Annotated in this window: 22 protein-coding genes; 11 read left to right on the top strand and 11 right to left on the bottom strand. The window is 75.6% G+C overall.

From position 1 onward, the window contains the following. Positions 1–103: 103 nt before the first annotated feature. The 6 genes from ABTX81_RS38795 to ABTX81_RS38770 all read right to left on the bottom strand — a co-directional run bounded on the left by ABTX81_RS38795 (position 104) and on the right by ABTX81_RS38770 (position 4,620). Positions 104–619 (bottom strand): RICIN domain-containing protein, encoded by a 516-nt coding sequence (locus tag ABTX81_RS38795; RefSeq protein ID WP_350555525.1) that lies wholly within the window; start codon positions 617–619, stop codon positions 104–106. Between the two features lie 15 nt (positions 620–634). Beyond that, on the bottom strand, positions 635–1,192 hold the full coding sequence (locus ABTX81_RS38790; protein ID WP_350555523.1) for an RICIN domain-containing protein: 558 nt from the start codon (positions 1,190–1,192) through the stop codon (positions 635–637). A 43-nt stretch (positions 1,193–1,235) separates the two neighbouring features. Next, positions 1,236–1,772: an RICIN domain-containing protein gene (locus ABTX81_RS38785; RefSeq protein WP_350555521.1), complete on the bottom strand. Its 537-nt coding sequence runs from the start codon at positions 1,770–1,772 to the stop codon at positions 1,236–1,238. 153 nt (positions 1,773–1,925) lie between these two features. Further along, positions 1,926–2,486: an RICIN domain-containing protein gene (locus tag ABTX81_RS38780; RefSeq protein ID WP_350555519.1), complete on the bottom strand. Its 561-nt coding sequence runs from the start codon at positions 2,484–2,486 to the stop codon at positions 1,926–1,928. Beyond that, positions 2,483–3,280: a dienelactone hydrolase family protein gene (locus tag ABTX81_RS38775; RefSeq protein ID WP_350555517.1), complete on the bottom strand. Its 798-nt coding sequence runs from the start codon at positions 3,278–3,280 to the stop codon at positions 2,483–2,485. The genes ABTX81_RS38780 and ABTX81_RS38775 overlap by 4 nt, the downstream gene beginning before the upstream one ends. A gap of 92 nt (positions 3,281–3,372) precedes the next feature. Beyond that, a complete protein-coding gene (locus tag ABTX81_RS38770; RefSeq protein ID WP_350555515.1) occupies positions 3,373–4,620 on the bottom strand; it encodes an MFS transporter in 1,248 nt (415 codons plus the stop codon). A gap of 153 nt (positions 4,621–4,773) precedes the next feature. Here ABTX81_RS38770 and ABTX81_RS38765 point away from each other — a divergent pair, with 153 nt between their 5' ends. The 7 genes from ABTX81_RS38765 to ABTX81_RS38735 all read left to right on the top strand — a co-directional run bounded on the left by ABTX81_RS38765 (position 4,774) and on the right by ABTX81_RS38735 (position 10,792). Beyond that, the gene (locus tag ABTX81_RS38765) at positions 4,774–5,982 is read left to right on the top strand and encodes an ROK family transcriptional regulator (RefSeq protein ID WP_350555513.1); all 1,209 of its coding nucleotides are present in this window, start codon (positions 4,774–4,776) and stop codon (positions 5,980–5,982) included. Positions 5,983–6,121: 139 nt separating this feature from the next. Next, on the top strand, positions 6,122–6,538 hold the full coding sequence (locus tag ABTX81_RS38760; RefSeq protein WP_350555511.1) for a TOBE domain-containing protein: 417 nt from the start codon (positions 6,122–6,124) through the stop codon (positions 6,536–6,538). Between the two features lie 66 nt (positions 6,539–6,604). Beyond that, positions 6,605–7,063, top strand: coding sequence for a hypothetical protein (locus tag ABTX81_RS38755; RefSeq protein ID WP_350555509.1), 459 nt, complete (start codon positions 6,605–6,607; stop codon positions 7,061–7,063). A gap of 59 nt (positions 7,064–7,122) precedes the next feature. Further along, positions 7,123–7,839 carry a glycerophosphodiester phosphodiesterase gene (locus ABTX81_RS38750; protein WP_350555507.1) on the top strand — a complete coding sequence of 239 codons (717 nt, stop codon included), beginning with the start codon at positions 7,123–7,125 and terminating at the stop codon, positions 7,837–7,839. Next, positions 7,836–8,960: a winged helix DNA-binding domain-containing protein gene (locus tag ABTX81_RS38745; RefSeq protein WP_350555505.1), complete on the top strand. Its 1,125-nt coding sequence runs from the start codon at positions 7,836–7,838 to the stop codon at positions 8,958–8,960. Before ABTX81_RS38750 ends, ABTX81_RS38745 begins: the two co-directional genes overlap by 4 nt. A 125-nt stretch (positions 8,961–9,085) precedes the next feature. Next, positions 9,086–9,517, top strand: a complete 432-nt coding sequence (locus tag ABTX81_RS38740) for a ricin-type beta-trefoil lectin domain protein (protein ID WP_350555503.1) — start codon at positions 9,086–9,088, stop codon at positions 9,515–9,517. A 135-nt stretch (positions 9,518–9,652) separates the two neighbouring features. Further along, the gene (locus ABTX81_RS38735; RefSeq protein WP_350555501.1) at positions 9,653–10,792 is read left to right on the top strand and encodes an AI-2E family transporter; all 1,140 of its coding nucleotides are present in this window, start codon (positions 9,653–9,655) and stop codon (positions 10,790–10,792) included. Between the two features lie 37 nt (positions 10,793–10,829). Here the strand turns inward: ABTX81_RS38735 and ABTX81_RS38730 are convergent, their stop codons facing one another. Next, on the bottom strand, positions 10,830–11,402 hold the full coding sequence (locus ABTX81_RS38730; RefSeq protein ID WP_350555499.1) for a hypothetical protein: 573 nt from the start codon (positions 11,400–11,402) through the stop codon (positions 10,830–10,832). Between the two features lie 139 nt (positions 11,403–11,541). On the opposite strand from ABTX81_RS38730, the gene ABTX81_RS38725 reads away from it, so the two are divergent. Next, entirely contained in the window at positions 11,542–12,417 is an 876-nt protein-coding gene (locus tag ABTX81_RS38725) for a Vgb family protein (protein ID WP_350555497.1), read from the top strand. A 6-nt stretch (positions 12,418–12,423) separates the two neighbouring features. Here ABTX81_RS38725 and ABTX81_RS38720 read toward each other — a convergent pair whose 3' ends face one another. Then, positions 12,424–13,200, bottom strand: coding sequence for an AraC family transcriptional regulator (locus ABTX81_RS38720; protein WP_502892958.1), 777 nt, complete (start codon positions 13,198–13,200; stop codon positions 12,424–12,426). Between the two features lie 54 nt (positions 13,201–13,254). Between ABTX81_RS38720 and ABTX81_RS38715 the strand changes: the two genes are divergently transcribed. The 3 genes from ABTX81_RS38715 (at position 13,255) to ABTX81_RS38705 (ending at position 16,309) form a co-directional block, all read left to right on the top strand. Beyond that, entirely contained in the window at positions 13,255–14,493 is a 1,239-nt protein-coding gene (locus tag ABTX81_RS38715) for an MFS transporter (protein WP_350555496.1), read from the top strand. Between the two features lie 161 nt (positions 14,494–14,654). Continuing rightward, positions 14,655–15,464 (top strand): DUF2268 domain-containing putative Zn-dependent protease, encoded by an 810-nt coding sequence (locus tag ABTX81_RS38710; RefSeq protein ID WP_350555494.1) that lies wholly within the window; start codon positions 14,655–14,657, stop codon positions 15,462–15,464. A 59-nt stretch (positions 15,465–15,523) separates the two neighbouring features. Next, a complete protein-coding gene (locus tag ABTX81_RS38705; RefSeq protein WP_350555492.1) occupies positions 15,524–16,309 on the top strand; it encodes a MerR family transcriptional regulator in 786 nt (261 codons plus the stop codon). Between the two features lie 21 nt (positions 16,310–16,330). Here ABTX81_RS38705 and ABTX81_RS38700 read toward each other — a convergent pair whose 3' ends face one another. The 3 genes from ABTX81_RS38700 to ABTX81_RS38690 form a co-directional block, all read right to left on the bottom strand. Next, positions 16,331–19,357 (bottom strand): helix-turn-helix transcriptional regulator, encoded by a 3,027-nt coding sequence (locus ABTX81_RS38700; RefSeq protein WP_350555490.1) that lies wholly within the window; start codon positions 19,355–19,357, stop codon positions 16,331–16,333. Positions 19,358–19,605: 248 nt separating this feature from the next. After that, entirely contained in the window at positions 19,606–19,797 is a 192-nt protein-coding gene (locus tag ABTX81_RS38695; protein WP_350555488.1) for a hypothetical protein, read from the bottom strand. Between the two features lie 193 nt (positions 19,798–19,990). Continuing rightward, a partial coding sequence (locus tag ABTX81_RS38690; RefSeq protein ID WP_350555486.1) for a lanthionine synthetase LanC family protein occupies positions 19,991–20,673 on the bottom strand: 683 nt, incomplete at its 5' end.

Below are 20,673 nucleotides of genomic sequence, written 5' to 3'. Positions count from 1 at the left end.
CAGGTTGTCGAAGGTGAACTGCCCGGCGCCGCTCTCCGCGTCGCTGGAGGTGGTGAACGCGCCGATGACGATGGGCCGGGCGGACCGGGCGGGGGCGGGACGGTCAGAGGTACCAGCGCTGGTTGCCCTCACCGTGCGGCGTCCACTGGCCGACCGGTGTGCCGTCGGCGGAGCCCCACCCGAAGAGGTCCAGGCTGAGCTGGCTGAAGAGGTTGTCCACGTAGAACTCCGGCTTCCATCCGCGCGGGTGGATGTGCCACGCCTGGTTGAGGCCGCGGTTGCAGGTCCACTGGACGGCCTGGGTGCCCGGGGTGGGGCTGTAGTTGGGGATGTCCAGGCACTTGCCGCTGTGAACGTTGACGATCTCTCCGTGGTCGGTGGTGATCCACTGCTGGTTGGCGCCGCCGTGGCAGGACCACTGGCGGACGGGGGCGCCGTCGTCGGTCCGCCAGTCGGCGACCTCCAGGCACTTGCCGCTGGTGACGATGCTGCGGATCGTCGTCGCGGCCCTGTCGGCGTGGGCGTCGGCAGGGGAGGCGAGGACGAGGGTGCCCGCGGCGGTGAGCACGGCGGCGGCCGCGCCCAGCCGGTGCGGGGCGGTGGTGCGGTGGGTGCGCATGATGACCTCCCGGGGTCAGTTCCGGCCGTTCTGCCAAGGTGTGTAGAACCACCGCTGGTTGAACCCGCCGTTCGGGGGCCACTGGATCGCCGGCGCGCCGGGCGTCAGGTCCGCGCCCCGGATGTCCAGCAGGAGCCCGCTGTTGACGTTGGTCAGGGTGTACATCTCGACGTGGTGCACCAGGGTGTTGGTCCACTTCTGGTTGTCGCCGCCGTTGCACGGCCAGATGATGGCCTGCACGCCCTCCGTGGTGCTGCTGAACGGGATGTCGAGGCACTTGCCGCTCCCGACGCCGACCAGCTCGTGGGCGTCGGTCCAGTACCACTTCTGGTTGTCACCGCCGTTGCACGGCCACTGCTCGACGGGCGCGCCGTCGTCGGTCCGCCGGCCGGTGACGTCCAGGCACTGCTCGGTGGGGCCGGGGCCGCTGCGGTTGGCGCCGGCGATCTGGAAGGGCCGGTCGGGGCTCGCCTGCGCGGTGCCGGGGGCGACGAGGCCGAGCGTTCCGGCGACGGTGAGGACGGCGGCGGCCGCGCCGAGCCGGCGGCCGGGGGCGGTGGGACGACGGGTCATGGGTTCCCCCTCGGTGTGTTGGGACGCGCGGGTCGCCGCGCGGTCAGTTCCGCGGGCCCGGGGTGAAGTCCCCGGGGAACCAGATCTGGTTGTAGGCGACGGGGGTCTCGATCGGGTTCCACTGGATGACGGGCGCGCCGTCGTACTTGGCACCGAAGGCGACGTCGAGGACGAGCGCGCTCGCCACGTTGGCGTAGCGGCGGGTTCCGGAGTGCATCGGCTGTTCGGTCCACTGCTGGTTGGTGCCGCCGTTGCAGCGCCAGATCACGGGCTGGGTGCCGGGCGCGGTGCTGTACCCGGGGATGTCCAGGCAGGTCCCGCTGTGGACGTTGACCAGGGTGCGGTCGGCGGTCCAGTACCACTGCTGGTTGGCGCCGCCGGTGCACTTCCACTGGCGGACGGGGGCGCCGTCGTCGGTGCGCCAGTCGGCCACCTCCAGGCACTTCTCGGAGTCGAGGTTCACGATCGAGAAGGGCGGCGAGGTCGGGGTGGGCAGGGTGGTGTCGGCCTGCGCCGACGGGGCGCCGAGGGCGAGGCCGGCGGTGAGGGCGAGCAGGACGGCGGCGGGGCGGAGAGGCATGGCGCTCCTTGGGTGCTCGGTTCCGGTGCCGGGACGGCGGGCGTCCCGGCACCGGGGCTGCTAGAAGGGAGGCAGGGTGACCTGGGGGTCGAGCGCCGCGGCGACGAGCGCGCCGAGGGCCGCGCCGAGGCGCCGGGTGGGGCGCGAGCGGTGTCAGTAGGGCAGGTCGACCCGGGGGTTGAGCCCGATCCAGATCTGGTTGGCGCCGCCGTTGGCGCCCCAGGTGACGACCGGTGCGCCGTCGGAGGGGTCGTAGCCGTACACGTCGAGGACCGGCCCGAGGATGTTGGGCACGGTGTTCGGGGAGGGCCGGTTGACGCCCGGGGTCTGCCAGGACTGGTTCTGCGGAGGCGTGTACAGCGTGCAGGTCCACTGGATCGGCTGGACGCCCCACGCGGTGCTGGCGCCGGGGATGTCCAGGCACAGCCCGCTGTTCAGGTTGACCAGGAACCCGGTGTTGCTGCCCTTCCACCGCTGGTTGGCGCCACCCGTGCAGGTCCACTGGCGGATGGGCGCTCCCCCGTCGGTGCGCCAGTCGGCGACCTCCAGGCACTTGCCGGTCGCCGTGTTGCGGATCTCGAAGTACGGCGAGTAGTACGTGATCCGCCCGGCGTGGGCGGTGCCCGGTGCGGCCAGGACGGTCGCCGCGGCGGTGAGGAGCGCGCCGAGGGCCGCGCCGGGACGGAGTCTTCGGGCGGGGGTGGATGCGTTCACGGGTGTCCTCCTGAAGTGCGACGGATGGTGCGCTCGGACAGGAAGCCGAGGAGTCGGAACCATGACTCCCTTGCGGCGTCGCGGTGTTGGACCGTCGTGAGTTCGAAAAAGTTGTGCGGAGCCTGAGGAAAAGTCATGAACTCGTGCGCACAGCCCGCTCGGGTGAGCGCGGCGTCGAAGGCGGCGACCGCGCTCGGCGGGATGTGCTCGTCGGCGCCGCCCCAGAAGGCGAGGATCGGCGCGGTCAGTCCGGCGGCGAGCTGGGTCGGCCCCGGGGCGCCGTTGAGGGCGTCGGGGTAGCCGTAGAAGCCGACCGCGCCGGCCAGGCCGAAGCGCGGCGCGGCGGCGCGGAAGGCCTGGCGGCCGCCGAAGCAGAAGCCGAGCGCGACGACCTCGGGTGCGCCGAGCGCGCGCAGCCGGTCGGCGCCGGCGGCGAGGTCGGCGTCGAGGCCCTCGGGGGTGAGCGCGAGCAGGTGCGGCAGCAGGTTCGGCAGCTCGCCGAATTCCGGGGCGCGGTTCTCCGGGTCGGCGCCGGCGGTGCGTCCGTAATAGTCGACGACGAGTGCCAGGAATCCCTGTTCGGCGAGCCGGACGGCGGTCTGCCGGTAGAAATCGGAAAGGCCCTTGTTGTCCGGCAGCACCAGCACTCCGGGGCCGGCGGGGTGTTCCGGGCGGGCCAGGAAGGCGGCGACCTCGGTGCCGTCGGCCGAGGCCAGGGTGAGGTCGGCGGCCTCGGCGAGGCCGTGGGTGGCGGGGCTGAAAGCGGGCGGGGCGGCATCGGCCGGGTAGCACACGGGAAATCCTTCGCGGTCGCGGAAACGCCGGGCGCGACCGTGCGCGCCCGGCGTTCCGAGATGCTAGCGAGAATTCCCCGAGGAATTTCCCATCATATCGCCGGGGTGTTTTTTTCGAAAGCCTTTTTCGGTTCCGGAGTGGTCACGTTTCCCGGGGTCCGCTGCTCGGCCCGGCGCAGCGCGCCCGCGCTGAGCATGAGGGCCGCGGTGAGCGCGGTGACCACGCCGAAGGAGGCGGTGAGCGAGGTGGCCTGGGCGAGGCCGCCGATGATCGCCGGGGCGATCAGGCCCGAGGTGTAGGTGACGGTGGCGACGCCGGCGATGGCCTGGCTGGGGTTTCCGCCGGTCCGGCCGGCCGCGGCGAAGGCCAGCGGGACCACCACGGCGACGCCGACCCCGATCAGCGCGAACCCGGGGACGGCGAGCGCCGGGCGGTCGGCGACGACCACCAGCAGCCCGCCGGCGGTGGCGATCGCGCCGCTCAGCCGGGCGGCCCGGACGGCGCCCAGCCGGCGGATCGCCGCGTCGCCGGCCAGCCGGCTGACCGCCATGGTGAGCGAGAAGGCGGTGTAGGCGGCCGCCGCCACGGTGGGCGAGGCGCCGGTGACGTCGCGCAGGTAGACACCGCTCCAGTCCATCGAGGCGCCCTCGGCGAACACCGCGCAGAAGCCGACCAGTCCGATCACCAGCGAACTGCGCGGCGGCAGCGCGAACCGCGGCGGTGCCTCGGTCTGCTCGGGGGCGCGCAGGTCGGGCAGCGCGCCGCAGACCGGCTGGGCGAGGGCGAGCAGGACGAAGGCGGTGACGCCGACCTGCGCCCGGGGGTCGAAGTCCCAATGGGCGGCCAGGATGGCCACGCCGGCCGCCACCAGCCCGCCCGCGCTCCACATCCCGTGCAGGCCGGACATGATGGAGCGGCCGAGCCGCTGCTCGATCTCCACGCCCTGCGCGTTCATCGCCACGTCCGACATGCCCGCCGTCGCGCCGAAGGTCAGCAGGAACAGGCAGAGCACCGGCAGCGAGGGGGCCAGCACGGGCAGGGCGAGCGCCAGGCAGCAGAGCGACAGCAGGCCGGCGACCGCCGCCCGTCCGCCGAAGCGGTGCACGACCCGGCCGGCCAGCGGCATCGCCAGGGAGGAGCCGATGGCCGGCATCACCAGGGCCAGGCCGAGCTGGCCGGGCGAGAGGTGGAGGTGGTCCTTGATCCACGGGATCCGGCTGGCGAAGGTGCCGCCGACGGCGCCGTGCACGGCGAACACGAGGGAGACGGCGAGGCGGGCGCGGCGTGCGGCGCCCGCGCTGCCGAAGGGTGGTCCCGCTGCGGTGAGGCTGGTGGTCATCCGGCTCTTCCCTCCCCGTCGCGCGCGGCGCGGCGGTGCCCTGGGGGTGGTGTGGTGGGCGCGGTGGCGCCCGTCGACGTGGCAGTGCGGCGACGGTTCGCTAAATTATCAGGAAGGGACCCTGATAGAAACACTCTGGAAGGATGTCCGGCCATGACCACCGCGCGTACGGCCACGCCGAGCACCGCCCGGGCGATCAACGACCGGTTGGCGCTCAACCTGCTGCTCGACCAGGGACCACTGACCGCGACCGAGCTCCGCGACCTCACCGGCCTCTCCCGGCCCACGGTCGCCGATCTGCTCGACCGGCTCCAGCGGACCGGCCTGGTCGCCGTCGTCGGCGAACGCGGCGAACAGCGGCGCGGACCCAACGCCAGGCTCTACGCCCTGGTCGCCTCGCGCGCCCACCTCGGCGCGATCGACGTCCGCTCCGGCGGTGTCACCCTGGTCGTCGCCGACCTCGCCGGGCAGACCCTGGGCGGCGCCGAACTCGCCGTCGCGGAGCCCGGCCCCGACCCCGCCGCCCACCGCGCGGCCGCCGCCGGGATCGTCCGCACCCTGCTCGACACCGCCCGCCGGGCCGGCGTCGAGCACCTGCACACCGTCGCCGTCGGCGCCCCCGGTCTGGTCGACCCCGCCACCGGCCGGCTCCAGTCCACCGGTGAGCTGCCCGCCTGGCACACCGAACTCCTCGCCGCCCTGCGCGACCTGCCCGGCACCGATGTGATCGTGGAGAACGAGGTCAACCTCGCCGGGCGCGCCGAGTACCGGCTCGGCGCCGCCCGCGACCGGGAGGACTTCGTGCTGGTCTGGCTCGGCCACAGCGTCGGCGCCGCCGTCGTGCTGGACGGCCGACTGCGCCGGGGCGCGCGCGGCGGGACCGGCGAGATCTGCTTCCTGCCCGTGCCCGGCACCACCGCCCTGCCCTCCGCCACCAGCTGCGAGGGCGGCTTCCACAGCCTGGCCGGCAGCGCCGCCGTCTGCGCGCTGGCCCGCGCCCACGGCCTGCCCGCCGGCCCGGCCGACGACGCCCCCGCCGCCGAGGCGGCCGTCCGCGCCGCCCTCGACGCGCTCGGCGACGGCCGGCCCGGCGGGCCGTTCCTGGACGAGCTGGCCGAACGGATCGCGCTCGGCGTCTCCGCGGTCTGCGTGGTCCTCGACCCCGGCTGCGTGGTGCTCGGCGGTGAGACGGGCCGGGCCGGCGGCGCCGAACTGGCCGAGCGGGTCGAACGGCGGCTCGCCGGGCTCTCCCCGGTGCGCACCGAGGTCCGTCCCGGCGAGGTGGGCGGCGGCGCGGTGCTCGGCGGCGCCGTGCTCACCGCCGGCGACGCCGTCCGCCGGGACCTCTTCGGCGAACCGTAGCCTCCGCCCGCAAACCCCGGGGGCGTACCCGCACGGGCCGGCCGGTACGGCAGGATGGGCCGGGGGGCGGGGAGCGGGCGGGGCGAACCACGGCCGTCTCCCCGGCCGATCGTCCGCACCACCGTCAGGAGTCGCAACCATGGGCCAGCCCGGGGCACCGGCCAACCCCTACCGCATCGGCGAGGCCGCGGCACTGCTCGGCGTGAGCGCCGACACCATGCGGCGCTGGGTGGACGCCGGCCGGATCCCCGCCGAGCGCGACGAGCACGGCCACCGGATCATCGCCGGCGCCGAGCTGGCCGCCTTCGCGCGGGAACTGGCCCGCCCCGAGACGGCCGCCGCCGAAGGGCGCCCCTCCTCGGCCCGCAACCGCTTCCCGGGCATCGTCACCGAGGTGGTGCTCGGCGACGTCGCCGCCCAGGTGGAGATCCAGGCCGGACCGTTCCGGGTGGTCTCGCTGATCAGCCGGGAGTCGGCGGAGGAGCTGGAGCTGGTGCCCGGCGCACCCGCCACGGCCGTCATCAAGTCCACCAATGTGATGATCGAACGACGCTGAGCGCCGACGGAGCCGGCGCCGACGTCCCGGGCGCCGAGGAATCGCGCGACGAGGAGAGGACCGCCGATGCCCCATGACCCCCTGCCGTCCACCCAGGCCGCCGTCCTCGCCGTCGAGGCGATGGCCGCCCGGCACGGCCGCTCGGTGCGCACCAGCCACGACATCGGCCGCGACCAGACCTTCGCCGGCCTGGTCGGCGCCGGCGGCAACGGCGGCAGCGGCATGGACGAGCCGGCCGCGATACCCCACGAGGCGCTGGTCGAGATCGCCGGCACCCCCGCGGTCACCGTCCGCCTGTTCGTCCACGACGAAGCCGTGGTCACCGTCGACCAGATCGCCTTCGACGTACCGCGCGACAGCGTCCCGGCCTTCCTGAACTCGGTGTGGACCGGCCTGGTCCACCTCAAGCAGCGGGTCTTCCCGCCCTCCTGCACCATGATCGTCACCGTGCCGGGCGAGCGGAGCTACCGTGAGGCCGTCACCCTGTACACCCTGACCCCGTGGCTGGCCGGCCGGATCCGCTGACCCCGGCCGCCCGCGAAGACCGCCGCTCCGACCCGATGAACGGACCGATGAACGGACCGATGACCGCATCCGCCGCCCGCCGCCCCGTCCTCGCCGTCGCCCACCGCGGCGACCCGTACCGCCACCGCGAGAACACCCTGCCCTCCGTGGAGTCAGCGTTCGCCGCCGGCGCCGACGCCGTCGAGGTGGACGTCCGGCTGACCCGCGACCGGGTCCCGGTCCTGCTGCACGACGCCACCCTGGAACGCCTCTGGGGCGACCCGCGCCCGCTCGGCCGGCTCACCGCCGAGCAGCTCGACGCCTTCGACGACGGCCACCACCGCGTCCCCACCCTCGCCGAGGCGCTCAAGGCCACCGCCGCCGCCGCGCCCGGCGCCAGGCTCCTGATCGACCTCGACGACCCGGGCCCGGCGGCCGCCGCCTGGGAGGTCGTCACCGGCCTCGGCGCCGAGCAACGGGTCGCCTTCTGCGGTCCCGCCACCGCCATGCTGGCCGTGCGCGCCCTCACCCCCGACGCCGAGATCGCGCTCACCTGGAAGCAGCCCCGGCTGCCTGTGCGCGCCCTGCTCGACGACCTGCGCCCGCGCTTCATCAACCCGCCGTTCGGCCTGGCCACCCCCGGGTTCACCGCCGCCGCCCACCACGCCGGGCTGGCCGTCTCCACCTGGACCGCCGACCTGCGCCGCACCATGCGCAAGCTGCACGAGGCCGGCGTCGACTCGATCACCAGCAACCGGATCGCCCTGCTGCGCTCCGTCCTGGACGGGCGCCGGTGACCGGGGGACCGCGGGGGGAGGACGGCGGGGTGCTGGGCCCGCGGGCGCTCGGCCGCGCGCTGCTGGCCCGTCAGCACCTGCTGGAGCGCGCCGGCACCACCCCGGCCGCGATGATCGGGCACCTCGGCGGCCTCCAGGCCCAGGCCGCCCCGCAGCCGCCCTACCTCGGCCTGCTCGCCCGGATCGACGGCTTCACCCCCGACGCGCTCACCGGGCTGATCGAGACCCGGCGGGTCGTGCGGATCGCCCTCCAGCGCGGCACCATCCACCTGGTCACCGCCGAGGACTGCCTGACCCTGCGGCCCCTGCTGCAGCCGATGCTGGACCAGCAGCTGCGCACCACCTTCGGCAAGCGGCTGACCGGCCTCGACCTCGACGCGCTGGCCGCCGAGGCCCGCGCCCTGGTCGAGGCCGAGCCGCGCACCTTCCAGCGGCTGGGCGCCGAACTGGCCGCCGCCCGCCCGGACCGCGACCCGGCCGCGCTCGCCCAGGCCGCGCGCTGCCGGCTGCCGCTGGTGCAGGTCCCGCCGCGCGGTCTGTGGGGGCGCGGCGGTCCCGCCGCGCACACCACCGCCGAGGCCTGGCTCGGCCGGCCGCTCGACCCCACGGCCTCGCTCGACGGCCTCGCGCTGCGCTACCTCGCCGCCTTCGGCCCCGCCACCGCCGCCGACCTGCAGAAGTGGTGCGGCCTCAGCCGGCTCGCCGCGGTGCTGAAGCGGCTCGCCCCGGGCCTGGTCACCTTCCGCGACGAGCAGGGCCGGCTGCTGTACGACCTGCCCGAGGCGCCCCGGCCCGACCCGGACACCCCGGCCCCGGTCCGGCTGGTCGCGCCGTTCGACAACCTGCTGCTCTCGCACGCCGACCGCACCCGGGTGCTGCCCGAGGCCCACCGGCCCCGGGTGATGACCCAGAACGGCATCGTGCTCGGCTCCGTCCTGGTGGACGGCCTGGTCGCCGGGAGCTGGCAGCTCACCGGGGAGGGCGCCGGGGCGCGGTCGGTGACGGTCCGCCCGTTCGCGGCGCTCGCCCGGGCCGACCGGGACGCGGCGCGGACCGAGGCCGAACGGGTGCTGGCCTTCGCCGGCGGCGGCGGTGAGGTCCGCTTCGAGGAGGCCGGCTAGCGCGTTCGAGGAGCGGACGGACGTCCGGGGGCGGTGACTCGTTGGGGTGGTCCGGCGGCGGTGCTCTCGGCCGGTACCGGCCCGGCTGGCTTGAATCGAGCCACCCTACCGAGATGGAGTCGGCCGTGGCCCCTGTGCACAATGGCGTCTACGCGATCGCCAAGCCCGACGAGGAACTGCTCACCCTGCAGACCGCCAAGGAGTTCGTGGTGGTCCTGCCCCCGACCGGCGAGCCCGGGGAACAGGACTGGGAGGTGACCGGCTGTGACAACGGAAACGTCGTCATCAGGAACGTCCGGCACGGCGCCTATGTCGGCCTGGACGGCCCGCCCGAGGTGAACCAGCAGGTCAGGGGCGTCACCGAGGAGTTCGAGTGGGCGCTGTACCAGGCCGCCGAGCCGCTCTCCTTCCATGTCGTCCTCCCCGGGGGTCCGGTCGACGGCCATGAACTGGCGCTGGACCTGAGCGTGCTGGACATCTTCCCGCAGCGCACCGCGCTACGGCCGCTGGAGGGCCGGGACCAGCGGCAGGCCTGGCTGTTCCGGCTCCGCGACTGAGCGCCGGCGCCACCGCCCCGGTCGCGCCGAGGGCCCCGGGGCGGGCGCCGCCCGGGAGGGAGCAAAACGGGCATATGATCGGATCGTCTGCTCAGATGGGGCAGACCTGGACCGATCGACCTGACGGAGGAACGGATGCCGGGGCAGACTCCGCCCGAACGGCGACCCGCCGACCACCGACGCCCCTACCTCATGCTGCCGGCCCCGGTCCGGGCCGCCGCCGCGTGGTCCGCGGCACTCGTGCTGCTGATCACCGTCGCCTCGCTCATCGTCTTCGCCCTGGTCGAACTGCGGGCCGCCACCGTGCCGGTGATCCTGGCCCTGCTCGGCACCTCGCTGCTCCAGCCCGTGATGCCGTGGATGGTCCGACGCGGCGTCAGCCGGTCCGTGGCCGCCGGACTCACCTGCGCCGTGCTGGTGGCCGCCGTCTCCACGGTCATCGCCCTGCTGGTCAACTCCCTGGTGCACAGCGCCCCGCAGATCGCCGCCGCCCTCCAGGAGGCCGGCGACCGGCTCGCCGACTGGCTCGGCCCCTTCGGCGAGAAGATCCGGCACGTGCTGGACAACGCCCAGGGCGAGACCAACACCCTGGTCACCACCCTCACCGACAGCGTGCTCTCCGGCCTCGGCCTGGCCACCCAGATCGCCACCGGCGCCGTGCTCGCCCTCGCCCTGGTCTTCTTCTTCCTGCGCGACGGCCACCGCACCGGCGACGTGGTCCGCTCCTACCTGCCCGAGCGCACCGCCGAGACGGTGGTGGCCTGCGGCGAGCGGGCCTTCGAGGCGATGGCCGGCTTCATGCGCGGCACCACCCTGATCGCCCTGATCGACGCCTTCTTCATCACCGTCGGACTGCTCGTCCTCAGCGTCCCCGGCGCGCCCGGCCTCGGCGCGCTGGTCTTCATGGGCGCCTACATCCCGTTCGTCGGCGCCTTCCTCTCCGGCACCGTCGCCGTGCTGGTCGCTCTCGCCGACGGCGGCCTGGGCACGGCGCTCTGGGCGCTCGGCGTGGTGGTCGCCGTCCAGGTCGTCGAGGGCAACATCCTCCAGCCGCTGATCCAGAGCCGCACGGTGGAACTCCACCCGGCCACCATCATGGTCGCCGTGGTGGCCGGCTCCGGGATCGCCGGCATCATCGGCGCCCTGCTGGCCGTCCCGGTCTGCGCCGCCGGGCTCGGGGTGGTCTCCGTGCTGCGCGGCGACCCCGGCCGGCGGCGCCGCGCCGACCGGAACGGCGGCGGGGCCGAGGCCCTCACGGACGCGGCCCGGGAATAGGCGGGCCCACGGATAGGCGGGCCCAGGAGCGGGCGGCTCAGGAGAAGGCGAGCGGACGGCCGCGCCGCAGCGAGTACTCGGCGGCGCGCAGGAAGAGCGCGGAGTAGAAGGCGACGTCCAGGTCCTCCGACCACGGGCCCGGGGAGGAGACCGCCGCCGCGCTCGCGTGCCGGTCGAACCAGAGGCCGATCTCCAGGTTGTCGCAGTGCTCGGGTATCCCGGGCGGCAGTGCGAGCAGCTCCGCCACGCGCTGCGCGGCGGCGAGCACCCGGTGCGCGTCCCAGACCGCCGTCACGTCGTTGTACGCGCACTCCACCGGCAGCACCAGCGGCGCCTCCAGCTCCACGGGCAGCAGCACGTCCCAGCCGAGCAGCGTCTCCACCGTGCCGTCGGCCAACTCGCCGCAGAACCGCTCGAAGCCGGCGATCGGACGGTACATCTTCTCCTCGAAGTGCAGCCCCGACCCGGCCCGGAACTCCGTCACCGGCGGGCAGACGAACGGCGGCAGCCCGCGCCCGGCCAGCGCCGCGTCGACCGCCCGGCCGACCGGGCCCAACATCTCGTCGTCGAGCCAGTCGTCGGCCTCGACACTCACCAGATAGACACCCATGCCGGGGACGGTAGACGGTCGCACTGACAATCCGTCGCCGCCGCGAATCCCGGTTGCCCGGACGGGGCCGGTGGGGGAGAGTGCTGCGGGTGCGGCCGGTGATCACCGGCCGGGCCGGGGAAAGGGGACGGGACGGCGTATGACGATGGAACGGATCGTGGTGGCGGACGGGGCGGCCGGGCCGTACGGGATCACCGCGGGCCCCGACGGTGCCGTCTGGTTCACCCTGGTGCACGCCGGGGAGGTCGGGCGGCTGGCGGCCGACGGGACGGTCACCCGGTACGGGCTGGACGCGCCCGGCTGCGGACCCGCGGTGATCACCGCGGGCCCCGACGGCGCGCTCTGGTTCACCCGGATGCGTGACCACCGGATCGGCCGGATCACGGTGGACGGCGAGACCCGCTCCCACGCCCTGCCCACCGGGGGCTGCGGGCCGTACGGCATCGCGGCCGGCCCCGACGGCGCGCTCTGGTTCACCGAGCTGAACGCCGACCGGATCGGGCGGATCACCGTGGACGGCGAGGTGACCGAGTACCCGCTGCCGGTCTCCGGCGGCTTCCCCTCGATGATCACGGCCGGGCCGGACGGCGCCCTCTGGTTCACCCTCAACCAGGCCCACGCGATCGGCCGGATCACCGTCGACGGCGGGATCACCCTGTACCCGCTGCCCACCGAGGGCGCCGCGCCGGTCGGCATCACCCGGGGCGGCGACGCGCTCTGGTTCGTCGAGATCGGCGCCGGCCAGGTCGGCCGGATCACCGTCGACGGCGAGGTGACGGAGCATCCGCTGCCCGACCGCGCGGCCCGCCCGCACGCCGTCGCCGCCGGGCCGGACGGCCGCCTCTGGTTCACCGAGTGGGCGGCCGGCCGGATCGGCTCCCTCACCCCCGGCGGCGACTGCACCGGCCACCCGCTGCCGGTCGAGGGCGCCGAGCCGCACGGCCTCACCGTCGCCCCGGACGGGGCGGTGTACGCGGCGCTGGAGATCGGCGAGATCGTCCGGCTGGTGCCGTAGCGCCCGTCAGCGGTGGTGCGCCGCCGGGGTGTGGCCGAAGGTGCGGCGGAAGACGTCGATGAACGCGCTCGCCGAGGCCCAGCCGCAGCGGTGCGCCACCGCCGTGACCGGAACGTCCTCGGCCAGCAGCCGCAGGGCGTGGTGCAGGCGCAGCTGGGTGCGCCACTGCGGGAAGGTCATGCCCAGCTCCTCGCGGCAGAGCCGGCTCAGCGTCCGCTCGCCGGCCCCGGCCGCCCGGCCCAGTTCGCCGAGGGTGCGGCCGTCGGCCGGATCGGCGTCCAGCAGGGCGGCGACCGCCGCGAGCCTGGCGTCGCGCGGCACCGGCAGGTGCAGCGGCTGCTCGGGGGCGCGGCGCAGCCGGTCCAGCAGGACGGCCAGCATCCGCCGCCCCTCCGGGGTGCCCTCGGTGCCCGGGGCGCTGTAGGCGATCAGCAGCTCGCGCAGCAGCGGGCCCACCGCCAGCACCGCCGGGCGGGCCAGGCCGAGCGGATTGTGACCCAGCGGCAGGCCGACCGTGTGCAGCACGGTGGGCCCGTAGGCGCGGTGCCGGTGGCCGGTGCCGGCGGGGATCCACAGCGCGCGGGTCGCGGGGGCGACCCAGGTGCCCGCGGCGGTGGTGACCGCCAGCACGCCCCGGCCCGCGTAGACGATCTGGTGCGCCTCGTGGCGGTGCTCGGAGACGGTCGCACCGGCGGGCAGCGGGCGGGTGACCGTCAGTTCGGCGGAAGGGCGCGGTCGGCCGGCACCTGCGTGCCCCGGCATCGACTGGCGGGTAATCGGCATCGTCCGGCACTTTACCGGAAGCCCGCCACCGCCCGGCGGCCCGAGGATCGCTCCGTGACCACTCTCCGATCCCGTCCCTCCTCCGGCGCCGCCCCGATCGCGGTGCTGGCGGCCGGCCATGCCGCCGTCGACCTCTACCAGGGCGTCGTGCCCGCCCTCGTCCCCTTCCTCGTCGCCGAGCGCGGCCTCGACTACGGTTCCGCGGCCGGGGTCGTGCTGGCCGCGACCCTGCTCTCCTCGATCGTCCAGCCGCTGTTCGGCGCGCTCACCGACCGCTGGGCGATGCCCTGGCTGATCCCGGCCGCCACCGCCGCGGCCGGTGTCGGCGTCGGACTGGCCGGGCTGTTCGGCCCGTACGCGCTGCTCTGCGCGGCGGTCGCGCTCTCCGGTGTCGGGGTCGCCGCCTACCACCCCGAGTCCGCGCGGCTGGCTCGCGCCGCGAGCGGCGACAGCCACACCCGGATGGGCTGGTTCTCGCTCGGCGGCAACATCGGTTTCGCGCTCGCCCCGCTGCTGGTCGGCCCGGTCCTGGCGGCCGGCGGGCTGGGCGCGACCCCCTGGCTGGCGGTGCCCGCGCTCGCGGCGGCGCTGCTCACCGCACCGGTGGTCCGGGCGCTGGCCGCCCGCGCCGCCGCCGGGCCCGCCGCCGACGGCGCGGACGGCGCACGGCGCGACGACCGGGCCGCCTTCCTGTGGCTCTCGGCGGTGATCGGCTGCCGCTCGGTGGTCTTCGTCGGCCTGAGCTCCTTCGTGGCGCTCTATGCCCGGCAGCGGCTCGGCGGCGACTCCGGGGTGGGGACGGCGGCGCTGTTCACCCTGTTCGCGGGCGGCGCGGTCGGCACGGTGCTCGGCGGCTGGTGCGCCGCCCGCTGGGGCCGGGTGCGCACGGTCCGGCTGTCGTACGCGGCCGCCGTCCCGGCCGTCGCCGGACTGCTGCTGGTGCCCGGCCCGGTCGCCCTGTACGGCTTCGCCGCGCTGATCTCGCTGGCCCTGTACGTGCCGTTCTCGCTCCAGGTGACGCTCGGCCAGGACTACCTGCCGAGCCGGATCGGCACCGCCAGCGGGGTGACGCTCGGCCTCGCCGTCAGCGTCGGCGGCGTCGCCGGCCCGGCCATCGGCCTGCTCGCCGACCACACCGGCCTGCGCACCGCGCTCGCGCCGCTGGTGGCCCTGTGCGCGCTGGCCTGGCTGCTCGCCCACCGCCTGCCCGAGCCGGTCGCGCCCGGGGCGTCCGCACCCGGGACGGACGCCGAGCCCGCCCTGCCGCCCCCGCTGCGGGCCGGGCGGCCCTGACGGAGGCGGGAGCCTTGACCTTGTCGTAACGACAATGTTTAGCGTCTCGGGTCATGACCATCTCAGTGATTGACAGCGCCGCGGGCATGAGCCGCGTCCTGGCGGCGTCGCCCGCGGATCGAGCGGACCGGGTGCGTGACCTGTGGTCCCCCATGGCAGGCATGTACTTCTTCATCCCGGGCGGGGTGGACATGGCGGCGGTCCACCAGCAGAACTTCGGCTTTCCGGTGAACGGCTCGGACGCCACCGACGAGCGGGTCCGCGAGGGTCTCGCCACGTTGCTGGCCGCCAACGCCTGGGAGCGCGTCGGCGCGGCCCTCCGGGACGGCGTCGCCGCCCTCACGTCGGCGGTCCCGGACCTGACGATGCCCGACCTTCAGGTCCTGCTCGTCCTGGGTGATCCGACGAACGCGCACTTCATGAACGAAGTCGCGGGCGTCTCGGGTTTCGGGGGCATCAGCGGCTACATCACCGTCACCGTGTGGCCGCACCCTGTCGTCCTCGACCGGTTGGAGGCGATCGTGGTGCACGAGTTGCACCACAATGTGCGCTACTCACCCGGTGGCGTCGTGTGGGACCCGGCCACCGTCACCGTGGGCGAGCACGTCGTCGCCGAGGGCCTGGCCGACGTGTTCGCCGCCGAGCTGCACGGACGACGGGGCTACACCCACTTCGTCGGAGAGCGGACCCGAACCGATGACGCCGTCCTGGCGAAGGTCGCCTCGGGGCTCGGCGTCACGGGCATGGCCGACTTCGCCTCCTGGGTGCTCGGCGATGCCAGCGCGGCGTTGTTCGGAGCCCGCCGGGTCGGACTGCCCACCGGCGCCGGCTACGCGGCGGGCGCCCGCCTCGTGCGCGCCTACCTCGACGCGACCGGCACGACCGCCGCCGGCAGCGTCCACACGCCCTCGGCCGACATCCTGGAGGTCGCCCTGCCGCGTTTGGGCCTGGCGCCGGACGCGCGACACTAGCCCCGGGAAGTGGCTGATCAGGCCGGGTCGACCAGGTGGAGGCAGTGGTGGAGTGGACCGTGCACGAGCTCGCCGAGCGTGCGGGCGTCAGCGGCCGCACGCTGCGCCACTACCACCGCATCGGGCTGCTCGACCCCGACCGCGTCGGGTCCAACGGGTACCGGTACTACGGACCCGACGCGGTCGGGCGGTTGCAGCGGATCCTGCTGCTGAGGGACACCGGGATGCCCCTGGCCCGGATCGCGGCCGTTCTGGACGCCGAGAGCTCACCCACCGCGGAGATCGACGCCCTGCTCGCACACCTGGACCAGCTCAAGGCCGATCGTCTGGCGCTCGAGCGTCGCATCCAGGCGGTCGAGCACACGGTGCGGATGCGCCGTGAGGGCCGTCGCCCGCCGATGGACGTGATGCTCCAAGGCTTCAACGACCGCTACGAGGACGAGGTCGTCCGGCGCTGGGGACAGGAGGCCTTCGACGCCTCGAACGAGTGGTGGCATGCGAAATCCATCGGCCAGCAACGTGACTGGAAAGCCAGGAGCGAATCGCTGGTGCACCGCTGGGCCGCACTCCAGGAAGCGGGCGAGGCCCCCGACTCGCCCGCTTCGCAGGCCCACGCGGCCGTCCATGTGGCCTGGTTCACCGAGATCCCCGGCACTCCGACCCACGCGGGCGACCGCGAACGCTCCGCCGCCATGATCTGCGGTGTGGCCGCCATGTACGAGACCGACCCCGACTTCCACCACACCTTCGGCAGCCCCGACGCCGCACGCCTCGCAGCCGCGGCCCTCCGCATTCACGTCCAGGGGACGGGGACGGGGACGGGGACGGGGACGGCCGGCGGCTGACGGCCCTCCAGGGGCGCGGCTTCAGGGGGTGGCGCAGAGTTCGGCGGCGAGGGCGCAGAGGGCGGCCCGGTCGGGCCGGCCGGTCTTGGCGATCAGGTTGGCCAGGTGCTTCTCCACCGTGCGCGGGGAGATGGAGAGCTTGCGGGCCAGCTCCTGGTTGCCGGGGCGGTCGGCGAGCAGGACCAGCACCTCGTACTCGCGGACCGTCACCCCGCAGCTGCGCAGACCCGCCGGTACGGCGTCACGGCCGCCGCGGTGCTGGGCCACGCTGGCGCCCGCCCGGCGCAGCAGGGTGCGGCAGGCGGCGGCCACCGGCTGCACCTCCAGCTGGTGGAAGTACTCCTCGGCGGTGCGCAGCCAGGCCACCGGCTCGCCCCAGCCGTCGGTGAGCGCGGCCTCGGCGGCGAGCCGCAGGGCCAGGTGGTGCGCGAGCGGGAAGGCGGCGGCGTGCGGGCGGGCCTCGGCGAGGGCGCGGGCGGCCTGCTCCGGGTGGCCCTCGCGGCCCAGCACGACCGCGTCCGCGAAGCGCAGGAACTGGCGGTTCCAGGCGAGTTCGGCGGCGGGCGCGGCGGCGGCCCGGTCGAGTTCGGCGCGGCCCCAGCGGCCCTCGACCACCTCCAGCAGCGGGTGCAGGCCGTGCCGGCCGGCCAGGTAGAAGACGCTGGGGTGCTCCTCCTCCCATGCCAGGCCCGCGGCCAGCTCGGCGCGGGCGGCGGCGCGGTCCTCGGCGAGCAGCGCGCCGACCGCCCGGCAGAGCCCGTAGCGCAGCGGCGTCAGGAAGGACTCCTCGCCGCCGGCCTGCCGGAACCGGGCCAGTTCGCGCTCCATCTCCCGGGTGCGGCCCAGGTGGGCGGCCAGGGTGGCGGAGGAGAGCAGCAGATAGCGGTGGGCGGCGAGGTTGTGCAGCCGGGCGGTGGCGTCGAGGCAGCGGTCGACGGTGGTACGGGCGGTGTGCCACTCGCCGCGCAGCACCGCGTTCATCGCGAGCAGGCCGTCCAGGGTCTGGGTCAGCACGATCGCGCCCAGCCCGGCGGCGGCGGCCCGGGCGCGCTCCAGCCGGGTGCCGTCGCCGGTGCGCATGAAGGCGTTGGCGCCCAGCCGCAGCATCGCCTCGACCCGCCAGACCGGCAGGGCGTGGGTCTCGGCGACGGCCAGCATCCGCTCCAGGCAGGCGTCGGCGGCGTCGAAGCCGCGCTCGCGGGCGAGCAGGGCGAGCAACTGCCAGGCCTGGCAGGCGACCACCGGGAGGCCGGCCCGTTCGGCTACCTCGGCGGCGTGGCGGGCACGGCGCTCGGCCTCGGTGAGCCGGGCGGAGGCGTCCGCAGCACGGTGCGGGCCACCGTCCGGGCTGCCGTCCGGGCTGCCGTCGACGGTCGGCGGCGCGTGGTCGGGCAGCAGCGCGAGGTGGCCCTCGACGACGGCCAGCGCGGCGTCCTGCTCGGGGCGCGGCCGCCCGGCGGTGAGCGCGCGCACGGCGGCCACCTGGGCCACCGCGTCGGCGCCGCGCTCGGCCATCACGGCCGCCCAGGCGAGCCGGGTGTGCAGCTCGATCCGGCGCTCCACGGCGGGGACGGCGCCGGCGGGCGGCGCGGCGGACGCGGGCGGGGCGGGCGGCACCGGCGGCAGGGTGCGGACCAGGTCGAAGGCCCGGTCCAGCTGGCCGGACTCGGCCAGCGCGGGCAGCAGCCGCTCGGTGATACCGGCCCGCTCGGCGTCCCCGGCGAGTTCGTGCGCGCGCTCCAGCAGGACCACCGCGGATCCGGCCGCGCCCGCCTCCAGCACCCGTCGGCCGGCCTCGGCGAAGTGCACCGCCGCGCCCGCCCGGTCGCCGCCGGCCAGCAGCAGCGAGGCGACCAGCTGGCGCCGCTCGTCGGCGAGGTCGGGATCGGCCCGGAGGATGGCGTGGGCCGCCCGGCGGGCCAGCGCGGCGCGTTCGGCGGGGGCCAGGGCGGCCGTCACCGCGTCGGCGGTCAGCGCGTGGCGGAAGGCGTAGCGGTCCGGGGCGGCGCCGTCCGGCACGATCACATTGGCCTCGGAGGCCGAGCGCAGATGGCTGAACAGGGTGCGGTCGTCGTAGCCGGTGATCAGCTGGACGGTGGTCACCGAGAAGCGGCTGCCGAGGGTGGCCGCCGTCAGCAGCAGGTCCCGTACCTGGGGGTCGAGTTGGTCGATCCGGCGGCCCCAGCTGCGGACGATGGTGCTGGGCACCCCGGGGCGCGAGCCGTCGGCGAGCGCCCAGCGGCCGTCCTCGGCCCGGCGCAGCGCGCCGGAGTGCAGCAGGTCGGCGAGCAGCTCCTCGACCAGGTACGGGCAGCCGTCGCCGCGCTCGGTGAGGTGCTCGACCAGCGTGGCCGGCAGGTCGGCGCGCTCGGCCTCCAGGACGGCGGCGGCCAGCGCGGCCACCTCGGCGGGCGGCAGCGGCCGCAGTTCGGTGACGGTGGCGGCGCGCCGGCGCTCGGCGGCGCGCACCAGGTCCAGGGCGGGGCCCGGTTCGGCGCGCAGCGTGGCGAGCAGCAGCACCGGCAGGCCGGCCAGGTTGTCGACCAGGTACTCCAGGACGGCGACGGTCTCCGCGTCGGTGTCGTGCAGGTCCTCCAGGAGCAGGACGCAGCCCTGGTCACGGCCGAGCACCGCGAGCAGCCGCAGCAGCGCCTCGGCCAGTTCGACCACCGTCTCCGGGTAGACGCCCGCGCCGGCCGCCGCCGCGCTGTCCCGCCACTCGGGGACCAGCCGGGCCAGCGCCGGGCGGTAGGGGGCGAGTTCGGGGTCGGTGGGCGGTCCGGCGGCCCGGAACCGGGAGGAGAGCGCCTCGATCAGCGGCCGGAACGGCGTCACCGTACCGGTCGAGCTGCCCCGCCCGCGCAGCACCGGCAGGCCCAGCCCGTACGCCTGGTAGGCGCACTCGCCGGCCAGCCGGGACTTGCCGATGCCGGCCTCGCCGAGCAGGAAGACCGCCCCGCCGCCCTGTTGGCGGGCGGTGGCCAGCGCGTCGCCGAGCATCGCCAGCTCGGGGGCGCGGCCAACGGTGATCGACGACGTGGTCCGCATGGCCGCAGGCTACTTGACGAGGTATCCGTTCTGAAGAGTGGTGAGTCGACTACGAAGCGGGCACGGTGCCGCCACCGGGTGGTTACCGTACGACCACATGCGGAGCGCGTTCGGCGCGCGGCCGGGTCCGCGGGGCAGGTGACGGCCCGTCCGGTCGGGGTGGTCCGCCGCCGAGGGGCTGCCCGTTCCCCGGCGGCGGACGGTCCGGCCGGTCAGGGCCGGGGGTGGTGCGGTGGCACGGGCGGTGCTCAGAAGGGCGTCGTCATGGTCGGGAACTCGACGATCGGCGGGATGGCGCCGCCGGTGCCGGCCAGCAGGCGGGAGCGCAGGCCCAGGCCGTTGCCCGGGCGCAGGCGGATCTCGCCGGCCGGGTGTTCGGCCGTCTCGCCGGGGCGGACGGCGGATTGCGGCAGGGTGAGCCGCTCATCGTGGTCGTGCATGGTTCGGGACTCCGTTCGGGTCGCGGTGGATGGTCCGTGGACGGTCCGGAGTGCGGACGTCCGGTGGGGAGGACGCCGCACGGGTGGCGCCGGTTCGGTCGGGACGGCTGGGACGGGTGGTGCGGGGCCGCGCGTCCGCGCCATGGGGGCGCGGACGGGCGTGCGTGGGGGCGTGCGGGTCTGAGAAGGGCGCTCAGCCGAGGGCGGCCGGTGCGGAGCGGGCCGCCGCCGGCACCAGCGGGCGCAGCAGCAGGGCGGGCGGCACCCGGTCGGGGAAGCCGAGGCGCAGCAGCCCGTGGCCGATCCCGGCCAGGCCGGTGAGCAGCCCGGGGTGCGGGACCTGGTCGGGGGTGCCCGAGCGCGGGCCGTCCTGGTCGACGGCGGCCAGCAGCGCCCCGGCCCGGCGGACCCACGGGGTGCGGCCGGCGGCGGGGCCGTGCCGGCCGAGCAGTTCCAGCACGCCCAACTCGCCGTGGCAGAGGCTGTGGTCGCCGAGCGGCGCGGCACGGGCGGTGTTCCGCACGGCGCGCTGGGCCCAGTCGGCGAGCCCGCGGTCGGCGAGCGCGAGCGGGCTGTCCACGACGGCGAGCGCGACCCCGGGGCGGCCCCGGCACCAGGAGCCCTCGCGGGAGCGGACCGCGGTGGCGGCGTGCAGGGCGGCCAGACCGGCCCGGTGGTGCGGGCCCTCGGGGGGCTCGCCGACGGCCTCGGCGAAGCGCAGCAGGGCCCAGCCGACGCCGGCCGAGCCGTGGGCGAACCCGGCGCCGGCGGGGGCGGGGCGGCACCGTCCGCACCTCCCGCGACCCCTACGCGGGCCACTGGCGCGACGAAGTCCGCCGCCTCCTGCGCTCCACCGACGACCAGGGGGCCACCAGC

Source organism: Kitasatospora sp. NPDC097605 (assembly GCF_040302725.1).
Lineage (GTDB): Bacteria > Actinomycetota > Actinomycetes > Streptomycetales > Streptomycetaceae > Kitasatospora.
Note: the sequence above shows the minus strand (reverse complement) of the source record. Positions and strands in the feature narration are given on the sequence as shown.